This window comes from Ruegeria sp. AB8, assembly GCF_056542605.1.
The window spans coordinates 18,855-33,665 of the sequence record NZ_JBQGAB010000001.1; the positions used below are offsets into that span (position 1 = coordinate 18,855).

Annotated in this window: 14 protein-coding genes; 6 read left to right on the top strand and 8 right to left on the bottom strand. The window is 58.0% G+C overall.

The window, feature by feature from the left end; genetic code table 11:
• The first annotated feature begins 14 nt into the window (after positions 1 to 14).
• Together ACR0CG_RS00095 and cls are read left to right on the top strand one after the other, a co-directional pair.
• Positions 15 to 989: an HAD family hydrolase gene (locus ACR0CG_RS00095; RefSeq protein WP_480522323.1), complete on the top strand. Its 975-nt coding sequence runs from the start codon at positions 15 to 17 to the stop codon at positions 987 to 989.
• Positions 990 to 1,012: 23 nt separating this feature from the next.
• Positions 1,013 to 2,425, top strand: coding sequence for a cardiolipin synthase (cls, locus tag ACR0CG_RS00100; protein ID WP_480522324.1), 1,413 nt, complete (start codon positions 1,013 to 1,015; stop codon positions 2,423 to 2,425).
• Here cls and ACR0CG_RS00105 read toward each other — a convergent pair.
• Positions 2,405 to 2,854, bottom strand: a complete 450-nt coding sequence (locus tag ACR0CG_RS00105; RefSeq protein WP_170614964.1) for an ion channel — start codon at positions 2,852 to 2,854, stop codon at positions 2,405 to 2,407. The two genes, cls and ACR0CG_RS00105, sit on opposite strands and share 21 nt — an antisense overlap.
• Before the next feature lie 181 nt (positions 2,855 to 3,035).
• On the opposite strand from ACR0CG_RS00105, the gene ACR0CG_RS00110 reads away from it, so the two are divergent.
• Genes ACR0CG_RS00110 through ACR0CG_RS00120 form a run of 3 tightly spaced genes read left to right on the top strand, consistent with a single transcriptional unit; the run spans position 3,036 to position 7,124 of the window.
• Positions 3,036 to 3,683, top strand: coding sequence for an ABC transporter ATP-binding protein (locus tag ACR0CG_RS00110; RefSeq protein ID WP_480522623.1), 648 nt, complete (start codon positions 3,036 to 3,038; stop codon positions 3,681 to 3,683).
• A complete protein-coding gene (locus tag ACR0CG_RS00115) occupies positions 3,680 to 6,094 on the top strand; it encodes an FtsX-like permease family protein (protein WP_480522325.1) in 2,415 nt (804 codons plus the stop codon). The genes ACR0CG_RS00110 and ACR0CG_RS00115 overlap by 4 nt, the downstream gene beginning before the upstream one ends.
• On the top strand, positions 6,084 to 7,124 hold the full coding sequence (locus ACR0CG_RS00120; protein WP_480522326.1) for a lipocalin-like domain-containing protein: 1,041 nt from the start codon (positions 6,084 to 6,086) through the stop codon (positions 7,122 to 7,124). Before ACR0CG_RS00115 ends, ACR0CG_RS00120 begins: the two co-directional genes overlap by 11 nt.
• A gap of 12 nt (positions 7,125 to 7,136) precedes the next feature.
• On the opposite strand, the gene ACR0CG_RS00125 is transcribed toward ACR0CG_RS00120, so the two are convergent.
• The 5 genes from ACR0CG_RS00125 to ACR0CG_RS00145 form a co-directional block, all read right to left on the bottom strand.
• A complete protein-coding gene (locus ACR0CG_RS00125) occupies positions 7,137 to 7,568 on the bottom strand; it encodes a universal stress protein (protein WP_170677240.1) in 432 nt (143 codons plus the stop codon).
• Complete coding sequence (locus ACR0CG_RS00130; protein WP_480522327.1) at positions 7,565 to 10,174, bottom strand: TRAP transporter permease; 2,610 nt, start codon at positions 10,172 to 10,174, stop codon at positions 7,565 to 7,567. The genes ACR0CG_RS00125 and ACR0CG_RS00130 overlap by 4 nt, the downstream gene beginning before the upstream one ends.
• Before the next feature lie 111 nt (positions 10,175 to 10,285).
• Positions 10,286 to 11,254 (bottom strand): TAXI family TRAP transporter solute-binding subunit, encoded by a 969-nt coding sequence (locus tag ACR0CG_RS00135; protein WP_480522328.1) that lies wholly within the window; start codon positions 11,252 to 11,254, stop codon positions 10,286 to 10,288.
• Between the two features lie 254 nt (positions 11,255 to 11,508).
• Complete coding sequence (locus tag ACR0CG_RS00140) at positions 11,509 to 11,934, bottom strand: VOC family protein (RefSeq protein ID WP_480522329.1); 426 nt, start codon at positions 11,932 to 11,934, stop codon at positions 11,509 to 11,511.
• A gap of 31 nt (positions 11,935 to 11,965) precedes the next feature.
• The gene (locus ACR0CG_RS00145; RefSeq protein ID WP_480522330.1) at positions 11,966 to 12,571 is read right to left on the bottom strand and encodes a pseudouridine synthase; all 606 of its coding nucleotides are present in this window, start codon (positions 12,569 to 12,571) and stop codon (positions 11,966 to 11,968) included.
• Positions 12,572 to 12,786: 215 nt separating this feature from the next.
• On the opposite strand from ACR0CG_RS00145, the gene ACR0CG_RS00150 reads away from it, so the two are divergent.
• Positions 12,787 to 13,374: an HNH endonuclease gene (locus ACR0CG_RS00150; RefSeq protein ID WP_170614955.1), complete on the top strand. Its 588-nt coding sequence runs from the start codon at positions 12,787 to 12,789 to the stop codon at positions 13,372 to 13,374.
• Between the two features lie 3 nt (positions 13,375 to 13,377).
• Here ACR0CG_RS00150 and ACR0CG_RS00155 read toward each other — a convergent pair whose 3' ends face one another.
• Positions 13,378 to 13,842 (bottom strand): disulfide bond formation protein B, encoded by a 465-nt coding sequence (locus tag ACR0CG_RS00155; RefSeq protein ID WP_480522331.1) that lies wholly within the window; start codon positions 13,840 to 13,842, stop codon positions 13,378 to 13,380.
• Complete coding sequence (locus ACR0CG_RS00160; protein ID WP_170614953.1) at positions 13,839 to 14,417, bottom strand: YqaA family protein; 579 nt, start codon at positions 14,415 to 14,417, stop codon at positions 13,839 to 13,841. Before ACR0CG_RS00160 ends, ACR0CG_RS00155 begins: the two co-directional genes overlap by 4 nt.
• Positions 14,418 to 14,811 lie beyond the last annotated feature (394 nt).

Consider the following 14,811-nt stretch of genomic DNA (forward strand, 5'->3'; position numbering starts at 1 on the left):
CGGAGTGTTGTGTAATGCTGCGATTGTCTGCCATCGTCTTTGCCTTGACCTTTCCTGTCACCGGCAGTGCTGATCCCCTGCCAAGCTGGCAAGACACCGAGACCCGCGATCAAATTATTTCATTTGTAGAATCGGTAACGGATCCGTCCGGGCCAGCATATGTCACTCCTGCCGACCGGATCGCGGTCTTCGACAATGATGGCACCCTTTGGGCCGAGCAACCTGTGTATTTTCAGTTTATTTTTGCTATGGACCGTCTGGCCGAAAAGGCAGAACAGGATCCCTCAATCCTCACAACACCCATCCTGAAGGCGGCGGCGCAAGGAGATCTGGCGGCTGTCCTGGAAGGTGGGCATGATGCATTGATCGAAGTCGTCAACACCTCGCATTCGGGCATGACCGTCGCCGAGTTTCAGGACACGGTCGCACAATGGCTCGACGAGTCTCGCCATCCGCAAACTGATCTCCGCTATGATCAGATGACCTATCAACCCATGATCGAGCTGCTGCGCTACCTGCGTGATGAAGGGTTCAAGACATACATCGTTTCCGGCGGCGGCCTTCATTTCATGCGTGTTTTTGCCGAAAGCGCCTATGGCATTCCGCCCTGGCAGGTCCTCGGCACATACGGCAATACCAGCTATGAAACGGTCGATGGCTCACCAGTTCTGGTCAAGGCACCGGGCATCGCCTTTATCGACGACAAGGAAGGCAAGCCAATCAACATCGAACGCACAATCGGCAAACGCCCGATTTTGGCAGGAGGAAACTCGGACGGAGATTTCGCCATGATGGAGTGGGCGACGTCGGGCGAAGGACCACGACTGGGCATCCTGATTCATCACACGGATGACAAACGCGAATGGGCTTATGACCGCGACAGCCCGATTGGGAAACTGGCCGACGGTCTGGACAAAGGGCCCGGGATGGGATGGGTCATTGTTGATATGGCGCAAGACTGGTCGCGCATCTACACTGGGGCGAACTGAACAGGTTCGGAGCTTTCAACCTCATGTGGACACTGCTTGTTTCCGCGTTTCTGATATTTCTCTACGTCACTGCTGTGGTGTTCTCGATACGGGCTGCACAGACAGCTCGTACGCCACAAGGTGCGGTCGGCTGGGTGGTTTTTCTGATCGCAACCCCCATGCTGGCAGTGCCTATGTACTTGTTTCTGGGTCATCACCGATTTCGCGGATACCGCATTGCCCGAAAGGAAAGTGAACGGGTTGTCGAGGGCATCAAGACCTTTGCAGACTACTCAAAGCCGGACAGAGAAAGCATGCAGATCAATCCGCGTCCATTCGAAGCTTTGGCGCACCTGCCGGTGTCCCGTGGCAATGGCGCGTCGTTGCTGATTGACGGTCAGGCGACTTTCGACGCGATTTTTGAGGCAATCGATGCCGCCAAGAATTATGTCCTGATCCAATTCTACATCGTGCGTGATGACCCGTTGGGCCAGCAATTGAGGGATCGGCTGGTTGCGGCGGCGGAACGTGGGGTGCACGTACGCTTCCTGACCGATTCCGTGGGCAGCTATGGCCTGCCCACCTCATATCTTGAATCGCTGCAGCAAGCAGGAATTGATGTTGCAAACCCCAAGGAGCGTCGTGGTCCTAAGTTCCGGTTTCAGCTGAACTACCGCAACCACCGCAAAACTGTGATCATTGATGGCGAGACCGGGTTTATCGGCGGGCATAATGTCGGCGTGGAATATCTGGGTCAGAACGCGCATTTTGGCCATTGGCGCGATACGCATGTCCGGATTACCGGTCACATCGTCCGCCAGTTGCAACTGATCTTTACCGAAGACTGGCACTGGGCCCATGAAGAGGACCTGATCGACCATCTGGATTGGGCCGGCAGTGAATCCGATCAGGACATGAACGCCCTGCTGGTTGCCACCGGCCCGGGGGACGAGACCGAGACCGGCGCGATGATGTTCTTTGCCGCCATCGCCGAGGCGAAAGAGAGATTATGGATCGCCTCGCCGTATTTCGTCCCAGACATTGACATCATGACGGCCCTTCAACACGCCGCCCTGCGCGGCGTGGACGTGCGGATTCTGGTCCCTGACATGATCGACCATCGCCTGCCCTGGCTTGCAGCCTTTGCCTATTTCGACGAAATCCGTGACTGCGGTGTTCGTGTGTTTCGATATGCCGACGGGTTCATGCACCAGAAGGTTTTTGTGGTCGATGACACCCTGGCGGCCGTGGGAACGACCAATCTGGACAATCGGTCCTTCCGCCTGAACTTCGAAGCGATGGCCCTGTTCTTCGATGCCCGCGCCGCTGAAGCCGCCGCAAGTATGCTGCGCACCGACTTTGAGAAAAGCTACGAACTGACACGCACCCTGCAACAACAACCGGCACATATCCGCTTTGGGGCACCTCTGGCGCGTCTATTCGCCCCTATCCTTTAACAACAACTCCTCCTGAAACACCCGTGTCATCAACGCGACCATGAAAGCGGTGGACAAGCCAAACGCCAAAAGGCCGGTCACGGATGCGAATGCCCCGAAGATTCGCAGTTCTTCACCCAGAACGATGTCGCCGTATCCAAGCGTCGTGAACGTCACCAACGAGAAGTAGAGAGCCGAGTTCCAGTCGGGCAAGACATCACCAAAGACCCAGACAATGGCCCAAAGCCAGACTTGAAGGGTGTGAATCAGAACAATGAACACCAGCGCCACGCTGATCGGCGCGGCAGTGGTGAAAAAGCGGTGCGTGTCCTGCCACTTTTCAGTCAGTTTTTCAATCAACTGCGTGCACCATGTCAGCAAAGCAATCTCGATCAGAAAGCATATGCCCAGATAGATGCTGCCCCAGATGATCTGGTCGGATAAGGACATCCGCTCGCGCCTCGTGCCGAAGGGTGAAACCGTTGGCACAGCATGGACTTTTGCCCGGCCGGGAACAACCCCGGCCATCGACCAGTGCCACACCTGCGGCGAAAGGAACCGGGAAAGCATGCGCACTGGACACTGGCGCGTGCCGTTGCGCATTGTGACAGGAACCAGTCAGGATGCCCGGATGTTGCTTGTAGTTGATCAGGTCAGGAAATCGTACCCGGGTGGCCGCCCGGTTCTGAATGGCGTTTCTCTGTCACTTGATGCGGGCCAGACATTGGCGCTGACTGGGGAAAGCGGCAGCGGCAAAAGCACCTTACTGAACCTCGCTGCAGCGTTGGACAGTTTTGACAGCGGCGAAATAGCTCTGGACGGCACGGCGCTGTCGGCACTGGACGATCCGGGACGCGCCGCATTGCGGTGCGACAGTGTCGCGTTGGTTTTTCAGCAGTTCAACCTGATCCCTTCGCTGACCGTCGGGCAAAACCTGTCCTTTCACGCCCGGCTGGCCAATCGCCACGACCCGGACTGGATTGCGCATCTGGCCGACAGGCTGGGGCTGACCGATCTGATACACCGCTATCCGGAATACTTGTCTGGCGGACAGCAACAAAGGGTCGCCATAGGGCGCGCATTGGGCGTTCGGCCCAAGCTTTTGCTGGCGGATGAGCCAACGGGCAATCTGGACGAGACCGCCAGCGCGGCGGTGCTGGATCTGATGCTGTCACTGGTCGCAGATACTGGAACGGCACTGCTGCTGGTGACCCATTCCCATACCATTGCCGCGCGTCTGGACCAGCACGCCCACCTTGCGGGCGGACACATCGCATGACCTTTGTGGTTGTTCAGGCGCTGTGGTCTCACTGGCGCAGGCATCTGTTGCAACTGGCAACGCTGCTGATTGGAATTGCGCTGGCAACCGGTCTTTGGTCAGCAGTGCAAGCCATCAATGCCGAGGCGCGGGCCAGTTATGATCGCGCCAATTCACAACTGGCAATTGGCCAGTATGACATTCTGAGAAACCCGGCGGGCCCGATCCCCATCGATCGCTATGTCGCGCTGCGCAAGGCCGGTTGGCAGGTTGCAGCGGTTCTGGAAGGGCCGTTTCGCATCGCTGATCGAACGCTGCGCCTGATGGGCGTGGACATGATCTCCTACCCCGCCCTGCCCGCAATTACGCAGGCAGAACAAAGCGCCGAGCCGCCCGAACCGGTTGACGTGCTGACAGCCCCGGGTGTGCTTTTGATCTCGCCGGTGTTGGAACCTTTGATTGCTGAACACTCCGGACTGCCCAAAGCGATCACAAGCGCGTCTCTGCCGCCGGACGTTATCCTGACCGATATCGGCGTTGCCGAAACCCTTTTGAACAGACGGGGTGAAATAAGCCGGTTGGTCATATTGCCCTTTCAACCCCGCACGGTCCCGCCTTTGTCGGAACTCGCGCCCGAACTGGAACGGATCAGCCCGTCATCGCAGCTGGACACCGCGCAACTGACCGAGAGCTTTCACCTCAATCTGTCCGCATTTGGACTGCTGTCGTTCGCCGTGGGTCTGTTTATCGTTCACGGTACGGTTGGACTGGCTTTTGCCCAGCGACGCGGCATGATCCGGACTTTGCGGGCCTTGGGCGTCTCCATGCGTCGATTGGTTTGCCTGATCTTCGCAGAGTTGACCATGCTTGCTCTGGTCGGCGGCGGGCTGGGCCTTTTGCTCGGCTTCTTTCTGGCAGGTGCGTTACTTCCTGACGTGGCAGCCACCTTGCGCGGTTTGTATGGCGCCCCTGTCAGCGGACAGTTGTCATTGCAGCCTCAATGGGCCGCTGCAGGCATCGCCATGGCCGTTGCCGGTACGCTGATGGCCAGTGGACACGCGCTATGGCGACTGTCTCGAAGGCCGCTTCTTGCGGGTCCGGGCCTGCAGGCCTGGGGCAAGGCCACAAGCTCACGCCGGATTGCGGGCTTCACCGGCCTCGGGTTGATCGTTGCGGGCTGCCTCGCCTTGTTGGTTTTCCCCGGGCTGATCGGCGGGTTTGCCCTGTTGGCTGGTATCCTGACCGGATCGGCCCTGCTGCTGCCTGCGTTTCTTTCAGCGATCATTCATGTCCTTGAGCGCAAGGCCCGCAGTCCTGTTGCGCAATGGGTCTGGGCTGACATGAGGGCGCAGCTTCCCGGCCTTTCACTTGCCTTGATGGCTTTGCTGCTGGCGTTGGCCGCGAATATCGGTGTCGGGACGATGGTGTCCAGCTTTCGGCTGACATTCACCGGCTGGCTGGATCAGCGCCTGACGTCCGAATTGTACGTCACGGCCATAGACGATCAACAAAGCCAAGCGATTGTCGATTGGCTCGCCCCACAGGTGGATGCCATCCTTCCGATCCGCCGGGTCGAACTCCCTCATGAAACTGGTCCCTTGTTCCTATACGGTGTGATCGATCATGCGACGTACCGGAAGCACTGGCCGCTGATCGCTTCGTCGCAGGATGTCTGGGATCGCGTCATGGCCGGAGAGGTTGTTCTGATAAACGAGCAACTGGCCCGCCGTTCCGATCTGTGGCCCGGAGATCAGTTGGCCCTGACACCCGGTCGGATGCTGGAAGTTGCTGGTGTCTATTCCGACTACGGCAATCCGACGGGTCAGGCCATCGTGTCGATGGAACAGCTAAATGAAATCGCGCCCAATACTCCGGCTCGGCGTTTTGGTGTACGCGTTTCCCCGGAAGCCGCTGGCAAGCTGGCGCAGGCAATCCGAGACCATTTCGAATTACCACGCGAAAGCGTTGTCCAACAGGCAGCGATGAAGGCGCAATCCATAACTGTGTTCGAGAAGACATTTGTTGTGACTTCGGCGCTGAACATTCTGACACTCGGCGTTGCCGGATTCGCCATCCTGACCAGCCTTCTGACATTGTGGACACAACGGCTGCCGCAGATCGCGCCGGTCTGGGCACTTGGGCTGAGCCGCGCGCACCTGGCCCGGCTGGAGTTGCTGCGCAGCGGGCTGTTGGCCATCCTGACGGCCTGCCTGGCGCTGCCGCTGGGCCTTGTTCTGGCCTGGGTTCTGCTGACTGTCATCAATGTGCAGGCTTTTGGCTGGCAGTTGCCAATGTTCCTGTTCCCAAGGGAATGGCTGGGTTTGTTTGGACTGACCGTTGTCGCAGCGCTTGCCGCCGCAGCCCTGCCCGCCTTGCGACTGCTGCGCCTGCCCCCGGCGGACCTGCTGAAGGTGTTTGCCAATGAACGTTAGGACCTTGCTTTTCATGTTGCTATTGGCGCTTCCCTTTCCGGCTTTGGCACAGGGCTATGCCGGGTTGGGCGGCTCCGCCGAGGGCTTTGATGTTCCTGAACCCGGCTACCAATTCAATTTCCCGCAGGATCACGGCCCGCATCCGTCCTTTCGCATCGAATGGTGGTACCTGACGGCAAATCTGCGCGGTGAAGATGGACTGGATTACGGTGTACAGTGGACCCTGTTTCGCTCAGCGCTGAAACCGGTTGAAACTGGTGGTTGGCAGAGCCCTCAGATCTGGATGGGACACGCCGCTGTCACAACGCCCAATACCCACTATTTTGCCGAGCGCCTGTCGCGTGGCGGTATCGGGCAGGCCGGGGTTTCCTCGCACCCCTTCGAGGCATGGATTGACGAGTGGCGAATGGGTGGTCCGGACCTGAATACCCTGTCGTTGACAGCAAATGGCGAAACCTTTGGATATGACCTGTCGCTGACAGCCGATGGACCGCTGGTTTTTCACGGTGAGGATGGGTATTCAGTCAAATCCGCAGATGGTCAGGCCAGCTACTACTATTCTCAGCCCGCCTACACGGTCCGGGGCACACTGCACTTGCCGGACCGGGATGTGGAAGTCACCGGTCAGGGGTGGCTGGATCGCGAATGGTCATCGCAACCTTTGGCTGCGGACCAAACCGGCTGGGACTGGTTCTCGCTCAGCTTTGAGGGCGGCGACAAGCTCATGGCGTTCCGTCTTCGCGGCGCGCGCGGAGACTTCACCTCGGCCACTTGGATCGGCGCGGACGGAGAGGCTACCAGCCTGCCGAATGGGTCTGTTTCAATGACGCCGCTGGAAACCGCAATCGTCGCAGAACGCGATATTCCGGTTCGGTGGCGTGTCACGTTACCGGATCGTGACCTGGATGTCGAAGTATCGGCCCTGACACCAAAGGCGTGGATGGGCACCCGGTTCGAATACTGGGAAGGCCCGATCAAAATAAAAGGTACCCACGAAGGTCGCGGGTACCTTGAGATGACAGGCTACTGAAGCAGCGCTGACCTAGCGGACAACGTAAACCGAAACGTTCGCGTGCCGCACGACGCGGGCGGCATTGGGCCCCAGCAGATAATCCTTCAGATCGGGCTTATGCGCGCCGATCACGATCAGATCGCTGCCCGCGCTTTCCGCTGTCTTCAGAATTTCCTGATAGGCGGTTCCGGTTGCCACCACATGACGCACTTTTTCGTTGCGTTCTTTGCCCAATGTGGCCTCGCACATTTCCGACAGTCTGGCATGCGCGTCCTGGAGCGCCTTTTCGTGATGGTCGGGTTCGAAGAAGCCGGACACCCAGGTTTCACCAAAATCCGGAACGATCGACACGACATCCAGTTGCGCGCCCTCCATCTCGGCCAGTGCACCGGCTTTTTTCAGGACCGGGACATCCAGATCCCCGTTGCTGATATCAACAGCGCAAAGAACAGAACGTGTCATGCAGGCACCTCTTGTCTTGCGGCGCGGCCGCGTTGCAGGAAGGCGATCAGACCCAGCAGGATCATCGCCGGGATGTAGACCAGTTGTTTCGGCGGCTGGCTGGACGGCAGACTGACCGAGGACAGGCGCACGGCCTCGTCCCCGTAATAGTCGAAATTGCCCAGATCATCCGCCACTGGCGAGCCGAACAGGGGTTCTTCCAGTTTGACCAACCCGTCTTCTTCGATCAGCAGCAAGCCCATCGCCTCGACACGCGCGGCACCGCCTTCTTCACTGCCGACCGGGACGACGATGGTTGTGTCAACCATCTGCAAGGTGTCGAAATCCGGCCCGCTGATGACCATCCGAACCTCGGTGCCCGGTGCAGTTTCACCCATCGTCTCGACAAATGCCGACGGTTCGACCGTTTCGAACGGCGGTGAAAAGCGATCCATGAAGAAGTCTGGCCGGAACAGAGCGAAGGCCACAAAGATCAGCGCAACGCTTTCATAGATGCGGCTATGGGTCAGGAAGTATCCCATCGTTCCAGCCGTAAACACAAGAATCGCAATCGTCGCGGATATGGCCACGATGATGCCTTCGACCCAAGTCACATCGATCAACAGAAGATCTGTGTTGAAGATGAACACAAACGGCAGAGCCACGGTGCGCAAACTGTAGAAGAACGCGGTGAATCCAGTCTTGATTGCGTCGCCCCCCGACACGGCGGCAGCGGCAAAGCTGGCCAAACCAACCGGCGGCGTCACGTCGGCCATGATACCGAAGTAGAACACAAACAGGTGCACGGCGATCAACGGTACGATCAGGCCGCTTTGAGCGCCCAGTTCAACCACGACACCCGCCATCAGTGAGCTGACGACGATGTAGTTCGCCGTGGTCGGCAGACCCATGCCCAGGATCAGGCTGAGAAGCCCCACCATCACCAGCATCAGGATCAGGTTGCCACCCGAAAGGAACTCGACCAGATCAGCCATGACCTGCCCAACTCCCGTCAGCGTAACAGTCCCCACGATCACACCCGCAGTCGCCGTAGCAAGCGCGATGCCGATCATGTTACGCGCACCGTCGATCAGGCCCTGCCACAGGTCAGCAACACCGTCCGCAAATGTGGCGGACATGTTGGTTTGTCCCCGGAACAGCGCCTTCAGCGGTTTCTGCGTCAGAAGGATCACAAACAGCAGTGCCGTGGCCCAGAAAGCAGACAGACCGGGCGACTTCTGTTCGATCATCAGGAAATAGACCAGAACGATGATCGGCAGAAGGTAATGCAGACCAGCCTTGTAGATCTCGCCAATGACCGGCAGCGTGACTTCCTTGGCATTGGGATCATCAGGCTCCAGGTCCGGAACCTGCGCCGCCAGATACAAAAGCCCGACATAGATCGCGCAGACAATCAAACTGAGGATAAGCCCGGCTTGCGTCGGCACCCAGCTGGTCACGGCATCGACCGGAAATTGCGAGCCATAGCAGAGCCCCGCAAAGATCAGGAAGAAGGACAGCATTCCGACTACGGTTCGCGCCAGATGCACGTCGCGGTCGCCCAGCGTGGGCATGTTCCGCTTCACCGCCTCAAGATGAACGATGTATACCAGCGCGATGTAGGAAATCGCGGCAGGCAGGAACGCGTGGGTGATCACCTCGACGTAAGAGATGCCCACATATTCGACCATCAGGAAGGCTGCGGCCCCCATCACGGGCGGCATGATCTGGCCGTTGACCGAACTGGCGACCTCGACCGATCCGGCCTGTTCGCTGGAAAAGCCGACGCGCTTCATCAGTGGGATGGTGAATGTGCCGGTGGTCACGACGTTGGCGATGGACGAGCCCGAAATCAGGCCGGTCGCCGCCGAACCCACCACGGCCGCCTTAGCCGGGCCACCGCGCAGGTGACCAAGCGCGCCAAAGGCCATTTTGATAAAGTAGTTCCCTGCCCCGGCCTTATCCAGCAATGCACCGAACAGCACGAACAGGAACACGAATTTCGTCGAAACGCCAAGGGCGATGCCGAAGACACCTTCGGACGTGATCCACATGTGGCTCATCGCCTTTTTGAGGCTCGCGCCTTTCCAGCGGATTACTTCGGGCACCCATTCCGACGAGCCGAAGAACACATAGGCAAGAAAGATCGTGGCAATGATCGCCATCGCCGGGCCAAGCGCGCGGCGCGCGGCCTCGAACAGCAGCAACAGACCACCCAGAGCGACCCATTTGTCCATATCGTCTGCCAGACCGCCCGCATTGACGATCTTGTCGTAGAAGAAGAAACCGTAAAGCGCGACAAACGCGCCCAGAATTCCCATGATCCAGTCCTGGATCGGGATGTAGTTTCTGGGGCTGGATTTCAGCGCAGGATAGGCCGCGAAGGCCAGGAACATCGCAAAGGCAAGATGAAACTGCCGTGCGTTATTCACAATGCTGCCGGGAAGAACGTAGTTTGCGATCGGTGACGCCAGAAGCACCTGAAAAATCGACCAGATCGCGGCGACAATTGCCAGAAACAGGCCCACGTTTCCGGCTGGATCACGGGCCCCTGCATCCGAAGATGCGACCAATTCCTGAAGTTCTTCTTCGGATAGCGGACGATTGCCCTGCTGATCAGCGCTCATCAAATCTCTCCCCGTTCAGCGGCCGGTTTCCGGCGCGGTTTTTTGTTCCGGTGTTTCACCGGTTGAAAAACGAGGCGCCGAAAAGCGCCTCGTCAAAATGTTTAGGACGGATTACTGAATCCAGCCTTTTTCTTTGTAGTATTTTTCGGCACCCGGATGCAGCGGAGCCGACAGGCCGTCCGCAATCATCTCTTCCGGCTTGAGGTTGGCAAATGCGGGGTGCAGCTTTTTGAAGTCATCGAAGTTCTCGAAGACCGAGCTTACAACTGCATACACAGCGTCTTCCGACACGTCAGCCGACGTTACAAATGTCGCGCCCACACCGAAGGTCTGGGTGTCGCCATCCGATCCACGATACATCCCGCCGGGGATGGTAGCGGTACGATAGAACGAGTTGTTTTCAACCAACTTGTTGACCGCATCGCCGCTGACATTCACCAGAACCGAGTCACAAGCGGTGGTTGCTTCCTGGATCGAACCCGACGGGTGACCAACAGTGTAGACCATCGCGTCAATCTGGTTGTCGCACAGGGCAGCAGACTGTTCAGCCGCCTTCAGCTCGGTTGCCAACTCGAAATCGCCGGTGGTCCAGCCCATTTCGCCCAGAAGAACTTCCATGGTGCCGCGCTGACCTGAACCGGGGTTACCGATGTTGACGCGCTTGCCCTTCAGGTCCTCGAAGTTGGTGATACCGGAATCGGCCCGCGCAACAACGGTGAACGGTTCGGGGTGAACCGAGAATACTGCACGCAGGCCTTCGAACGGACCAGCCTCTTCGAATTTCGAGGTACCATTATAAGCATGGTACTGCCAGTCGGACTGGGCCACACCAAACTCCAGTTCGCCTTCGCGGATGGTGTTGATGTTGTAAACCGAACCGCCGGTCGATTCGACCGAGCAGCGTACACCGTGTTCCTTGCGGCCCTTGTTCACCAGACGGCAGATCGCACCACCGGTCGGATAGTAAACGCCGGTCACGCCACCGGTGCCGATTGTGATGAATTCCTCCGCAAAAGCAGCAGGCGCCATCAGCGCTGCGGTAACAAGCGCGCCGAGGCCCAGTTTGCTGTTGTTTTTCATTTTCGTGATCTCCCAAATCTTTATTGTGGTCGGAAGATCCGTAAACAACCCCTCCTAAGAACTTGTCAACACAGCAAGTTCCCCCGTCGAAAAAACGGGTTCACGCACCTGAATTTCAAAAATCTCCCAACACTTACGACGTTTCATTCCAATACATCGCTTGTCAACCCCCGCGTCTCGCAAGCCCGTGTAAAGCCGCACATCTGACGGTGTTTCCCGAACTTTCCCCCCGGACGATCCGAGGACAGTCCCTTTCAGTCCCACAAATGCGGTTCGGCAAACTCAACGGAATTGCCGGCCGGGTCACGCACATACAGCGAACGGGCCCCGTTCGGCCAATCAAACTCGGCATCCAGCGGTACGTTCCAGTCAAGCAGATGCTTACGCATTGTGTCCATTTCGACCCGCGAAAGGGCAAGGCACACATGCCCGGGCCCGCGCGCGCCATGCGGCGGCACCGGCAAGTCAGGATTTCGCGGTGCTTGTTCCGTTTCCTCGGCGTTGAACAACAACAACACGGAACGGCCCACACGGAAGAACACGTGCCGGTTGTCCACGCGCTGGATTTTCTCCAACGCCAGAATGTCGCCGTAAAAACGCTCTGCCGCGTCCAGATCATTGACGTAAAGCGCCGCCTCCAGAACTGCCGACGAGCGCGGTATGTCCGGTGTGACTTTCATGAGCCCAGTGTACCTCAGGCCCTGCCTTCTGTCACCGTCGCGGTCTGCGGTCTCTCTTTCGTTGCGGTGCTGCGGAAACCTCAGGCATGGGCAGGCTTTCCCATTGCCCCGGCTGCAATCCCTCCAGCGTCCAATCCCCGATGCGGGCCCGAACAAGACGCAATGTGGGATGTCCGACCGCTGCCGTCATCCGGCGCACCTGCCGATTGCGCCCTTCGCGCAGGGTCAATTCGATCCAGCAATCAGGAACCGTCTGACGCACCCGGATCGGCGGCGTCCTGGGCCAAAGGCTATCAGGTTCGTCAATCACCCGTGCCTTTGCGGGTCGGGTTGGCCCATCATTCAGTTCGACCCCTTCGCGCAGCGCCTTCATCGCGGCAGCGTCGGGAATACCCTCGACCTGAACCCAGTAGGTCTTGGCCATCTTGTGTTTCGGGTCGGAAATCTGCGCCTGCAGCTTTCCGTGATCCGTCAGCAGCAACAAACCCTCACTGTCCCGATCCAGTCGTCCGGCCGGATAGACACCGGGCAGATCAATGTAGTCGGATAGCGTGCTGCGCGGCGAATCTCCATTCGCCCTGTCGGTAAACTGCGGCAGGACATCGAAAGGTTTATTGAAGCGAATGAACCAGGACATGAACAACGCCATAGCGCGCAGAAACCACCTAGCGCAAGCTGTGGATAACTGTCACGCGATTGTTACGGATTCGCATTAATCAATCCCCGAGATATTGTGGAAAATCAGGGCTTGTCAGAGTTTTAACACGATATATAGTTAAGTTAAGGCCGGGGCGGGTGTTCCCCGCTCTGATGTCAAAAAACGGGCAGTGCAGAGCGAGGAGCGATTCTGTTATGGACGGAGACTTCAGGACCGAATTTGTCAGGGAACCCGGTGCACTCAGGCGTCATCCGGCACTGGTCCTGAACGCTGATTATCGCCCCCTGTCCTATTATCCTCTGTCTCTTTGGCCATGGCAGGAGGCGATCAAGGCCGCCTGGCTGGATCGGGTCGACATCGTGGCCGAATATGACGAAGTTGTCCGCAGTCCCAGTACCGAGATACGAATACCTTCGGTCGTTGTCCTGAAAGACTATGTAAAACCCAGAAAGCGCGTGGCCTTCACGCGCTTTAATTTATTCCTGCGGGATGAATTCTGTTGCCAGTACTGCGGCAGCCGAGGCGACCTGACGTTTGACCACGTTGTTCCGCGCGCGGCGGGCGGTGTGACCAGCTGGCAGAACGTGGTGGCAGCATGCAGCCCATGTAACCTGCGAAAAGGGTCAAAATCGCTGCGGCAAGCTGGCATGTCTCTGCGCAAGCCACCCCGCCAACCCGATGCCGAGGCGCTGCGCAATATCGGGCGCAAGTTCCCGCCAAACCATCTGCACGACAGCTGGATCGACTTCCTGTACTGGGATGCGGAACTGGATCAGATCTGACGTTTACCGGACCCGCCACGCTGCAAGCCAGACCAGAACCAAACCGGCCGACAATACGGCATTCCAACCTGCCATGGAAAGACCAAGCATTTCCCACGGGATGTCGTCACAGCGCACCAGCGGCGCGTTCATGATCTGATCCATCAACTCGGTCGTCGACAACCCACCAATGTCGCTGGACGTGCAGCTGCTGGGACCTTCCCACCACTTCTGCTCGACGCCGGCGTGATAAACACCGATACCCGCCGTGGTCGCAGCGGCCAAAGCCCCCAGAAGCGGCAGAACCGAGACCCGTGGCACAGCAATCGCCACTGCACCGATCAACGCTGCGGCGGCGTGCGGATACCGCTGCCAAATGCACATCTTGCAGGGTGCCAACCCGCCAAGGTACTGGAATCCCCATGCCCCCAACAGCAAGGCGACAGACCCTGCCGCCGCAATCAGCACTAATCTGTTTCGGTTGGTCATAGATACTTCACCGCGAAAAATCCGCCAAACAACAGCAAGATAAACAGGGTAAACATCAGGCCCAGGCGCTTTTCGATGAAATCGCGGATCGGTTCGCCGAACCCCCACAAAAGCCCTGCAACGACAAAGAACCGCAAGGCCCGTGCCAGAATTGAGGTCGCAACAAACGTCCCAAAGGGCATCCCGGTCCAGCCGGACATGATCGTGATGACCTTGTAGGGGAATGGCGTAACACCTGCGGTCAGCACAGCCCAGAAGCCGAAATCATTGAAACGCTCGTTGAACTCTTCCATGGCATGGCCTTTGCCCATCGCCTCAAGGACCGGTTGGCCGATGCTTTCATAGAAGAAGGCTCCGATCGCGTATCCCAGCATCCCACCCAGCACCGAAGCCACGAGGGCAACGGTCGCGATCAGCCATGCCCGCGACGGCCGCGCCAGGATCATTGGAATCATCAGCACATCCGGCGGAATCGGAAAGAACGAGCTTTCCACAAATGCCACAATGGCCAGCGCCCAAAGAGCATGCGGATGTTCGGCCAGACGGATGGTCCAGTCATAAAGGGATCGCAACATAAAACACTAAGGTCCAAATCTCACTACCGGCAAGGCAAACCATGCACCCACCGGGGCGTCAACCGTTCAAAGGCAAACAATCCAGATACTGGTTGTTTTTTGCCTCTGGACCTTCCCCGCGTTGGGCGATAATCCAGTGTTCGTGGCCCAAGTGGCGGAATGGTAGACGCAGGGGATTCAAAATCTCTATTGTCGTCACCTGCGGGAATCATTAATCCACTGCTACTTTCGCAAATTGGAAAGAAAGTCGTTGATTATTCGACGTTTCTGGGGATTCCTTTTTCGGGAACTTCCCGGAGGCGCGCGTCACCAATTGAGTGAGCAGACTACTGAAGCAAGGAGTCTTAGGTGTTCGCAATCCTAGGTCGAAGGATACTTCACTAAGACACGTCGC

Coding starts and splice junctions, on each gene's coding strand:
- ACR0CG_RS00095 (WP_480522323.1), top strand. CDS start 15: ATGCTGCGATTGTCTGCCATCGTCTTTGCCTTGACCTTTCCTGTCACC.
- cls (WP_480522324.1), top strand. CDS start 1,013: ATGTGGACACTGCTTGTTTCCGCGTTTCTGATATTTCTCTACGTCACT.
- ACR0CG_RS00105 (WP_170614964.1), bottom strand. CDS start 2,854: ATGTCCTTATCCGACCAGATCATCTGGGGCAGCATCTATCTGGGCATA.
- ACR0CG_RS00110 (WP_480522623.1), top strand. CDS start 3,036: ATGTTGCTTGTAGTTGATCAGGTCAGGAAATCGTACCCGGGTGGCCGC.
- ACR0CG_RS00115 (WP_480522325.1), top strand. CDS start 3,680: ATGACCTTTGTGGTTGTTCAGGCGCTGTGGTCTCACTGGCGCAGGCAT.
- ACR0CG_RS00120 (WP_480522326.1), top strand. CDS start 6,084: ATGAACGTTAGGACCTTGCTTTTCATGTTGCTATTGGCGCTTCCCTTT.
- ACR0CG_RS00125 (WP_170677240.1), bottom strand. CDS start 7,568: ATGACACGTTCTGTTCTTTGCGCTGTTGATATCAGCAACGGGGATCTG.
- ACR0CG_RS00130 (WP_480522327.1), bottom strand. CDS start 10,174: ATGAGCGCTGATCAGCAGGGCAATCGTCCGCTATCCGAAGAAGAACTT.
- ACR0CG_RS00135 (WP_480522328.1), bottom strand. CDS start 11,254: ATGAAAAACAACAGCAAACTGGGCCTCGGCGCGCTTGTTACCGCAGCG.
- ACR0CG_RS00140 (WP_480522329.1), bottom strand. CDS start 11,934: ATGAAAGTCACACCGGACATACCGCGCTCGTCGGCAGTTCTGGAGGCG.
- ACR0CG_RS00145 (WP_480522330.1), bottom strand. CDS start 12,571: ATGTCCTGGTTCATTCGCTTCAATAAACCTTTCGATGTCCTGCCGCAG.
- ACR0CG_RS00150 (WP_170614955.1), top strand. CDS start 12,787: ATGGACGGAGACTTCAGGACCGAATTTGTCAGGGAACCCGGTGCACTC.
- ACR0CG_RS00155 (WP_480522331.1), bottom strand. CDS start 13,842: ATGACCAACCGAAACAGATTAGTGCTGATTGCGGCGGCAGGGTCTGTC.
- ACR0CG_RS00160 (WP_170614953.1), bottom strand. CDS start 14,417: ATGTTGCGATCCCTTTATGACTGGACCATCCGTCTGGCCGAACATCCG.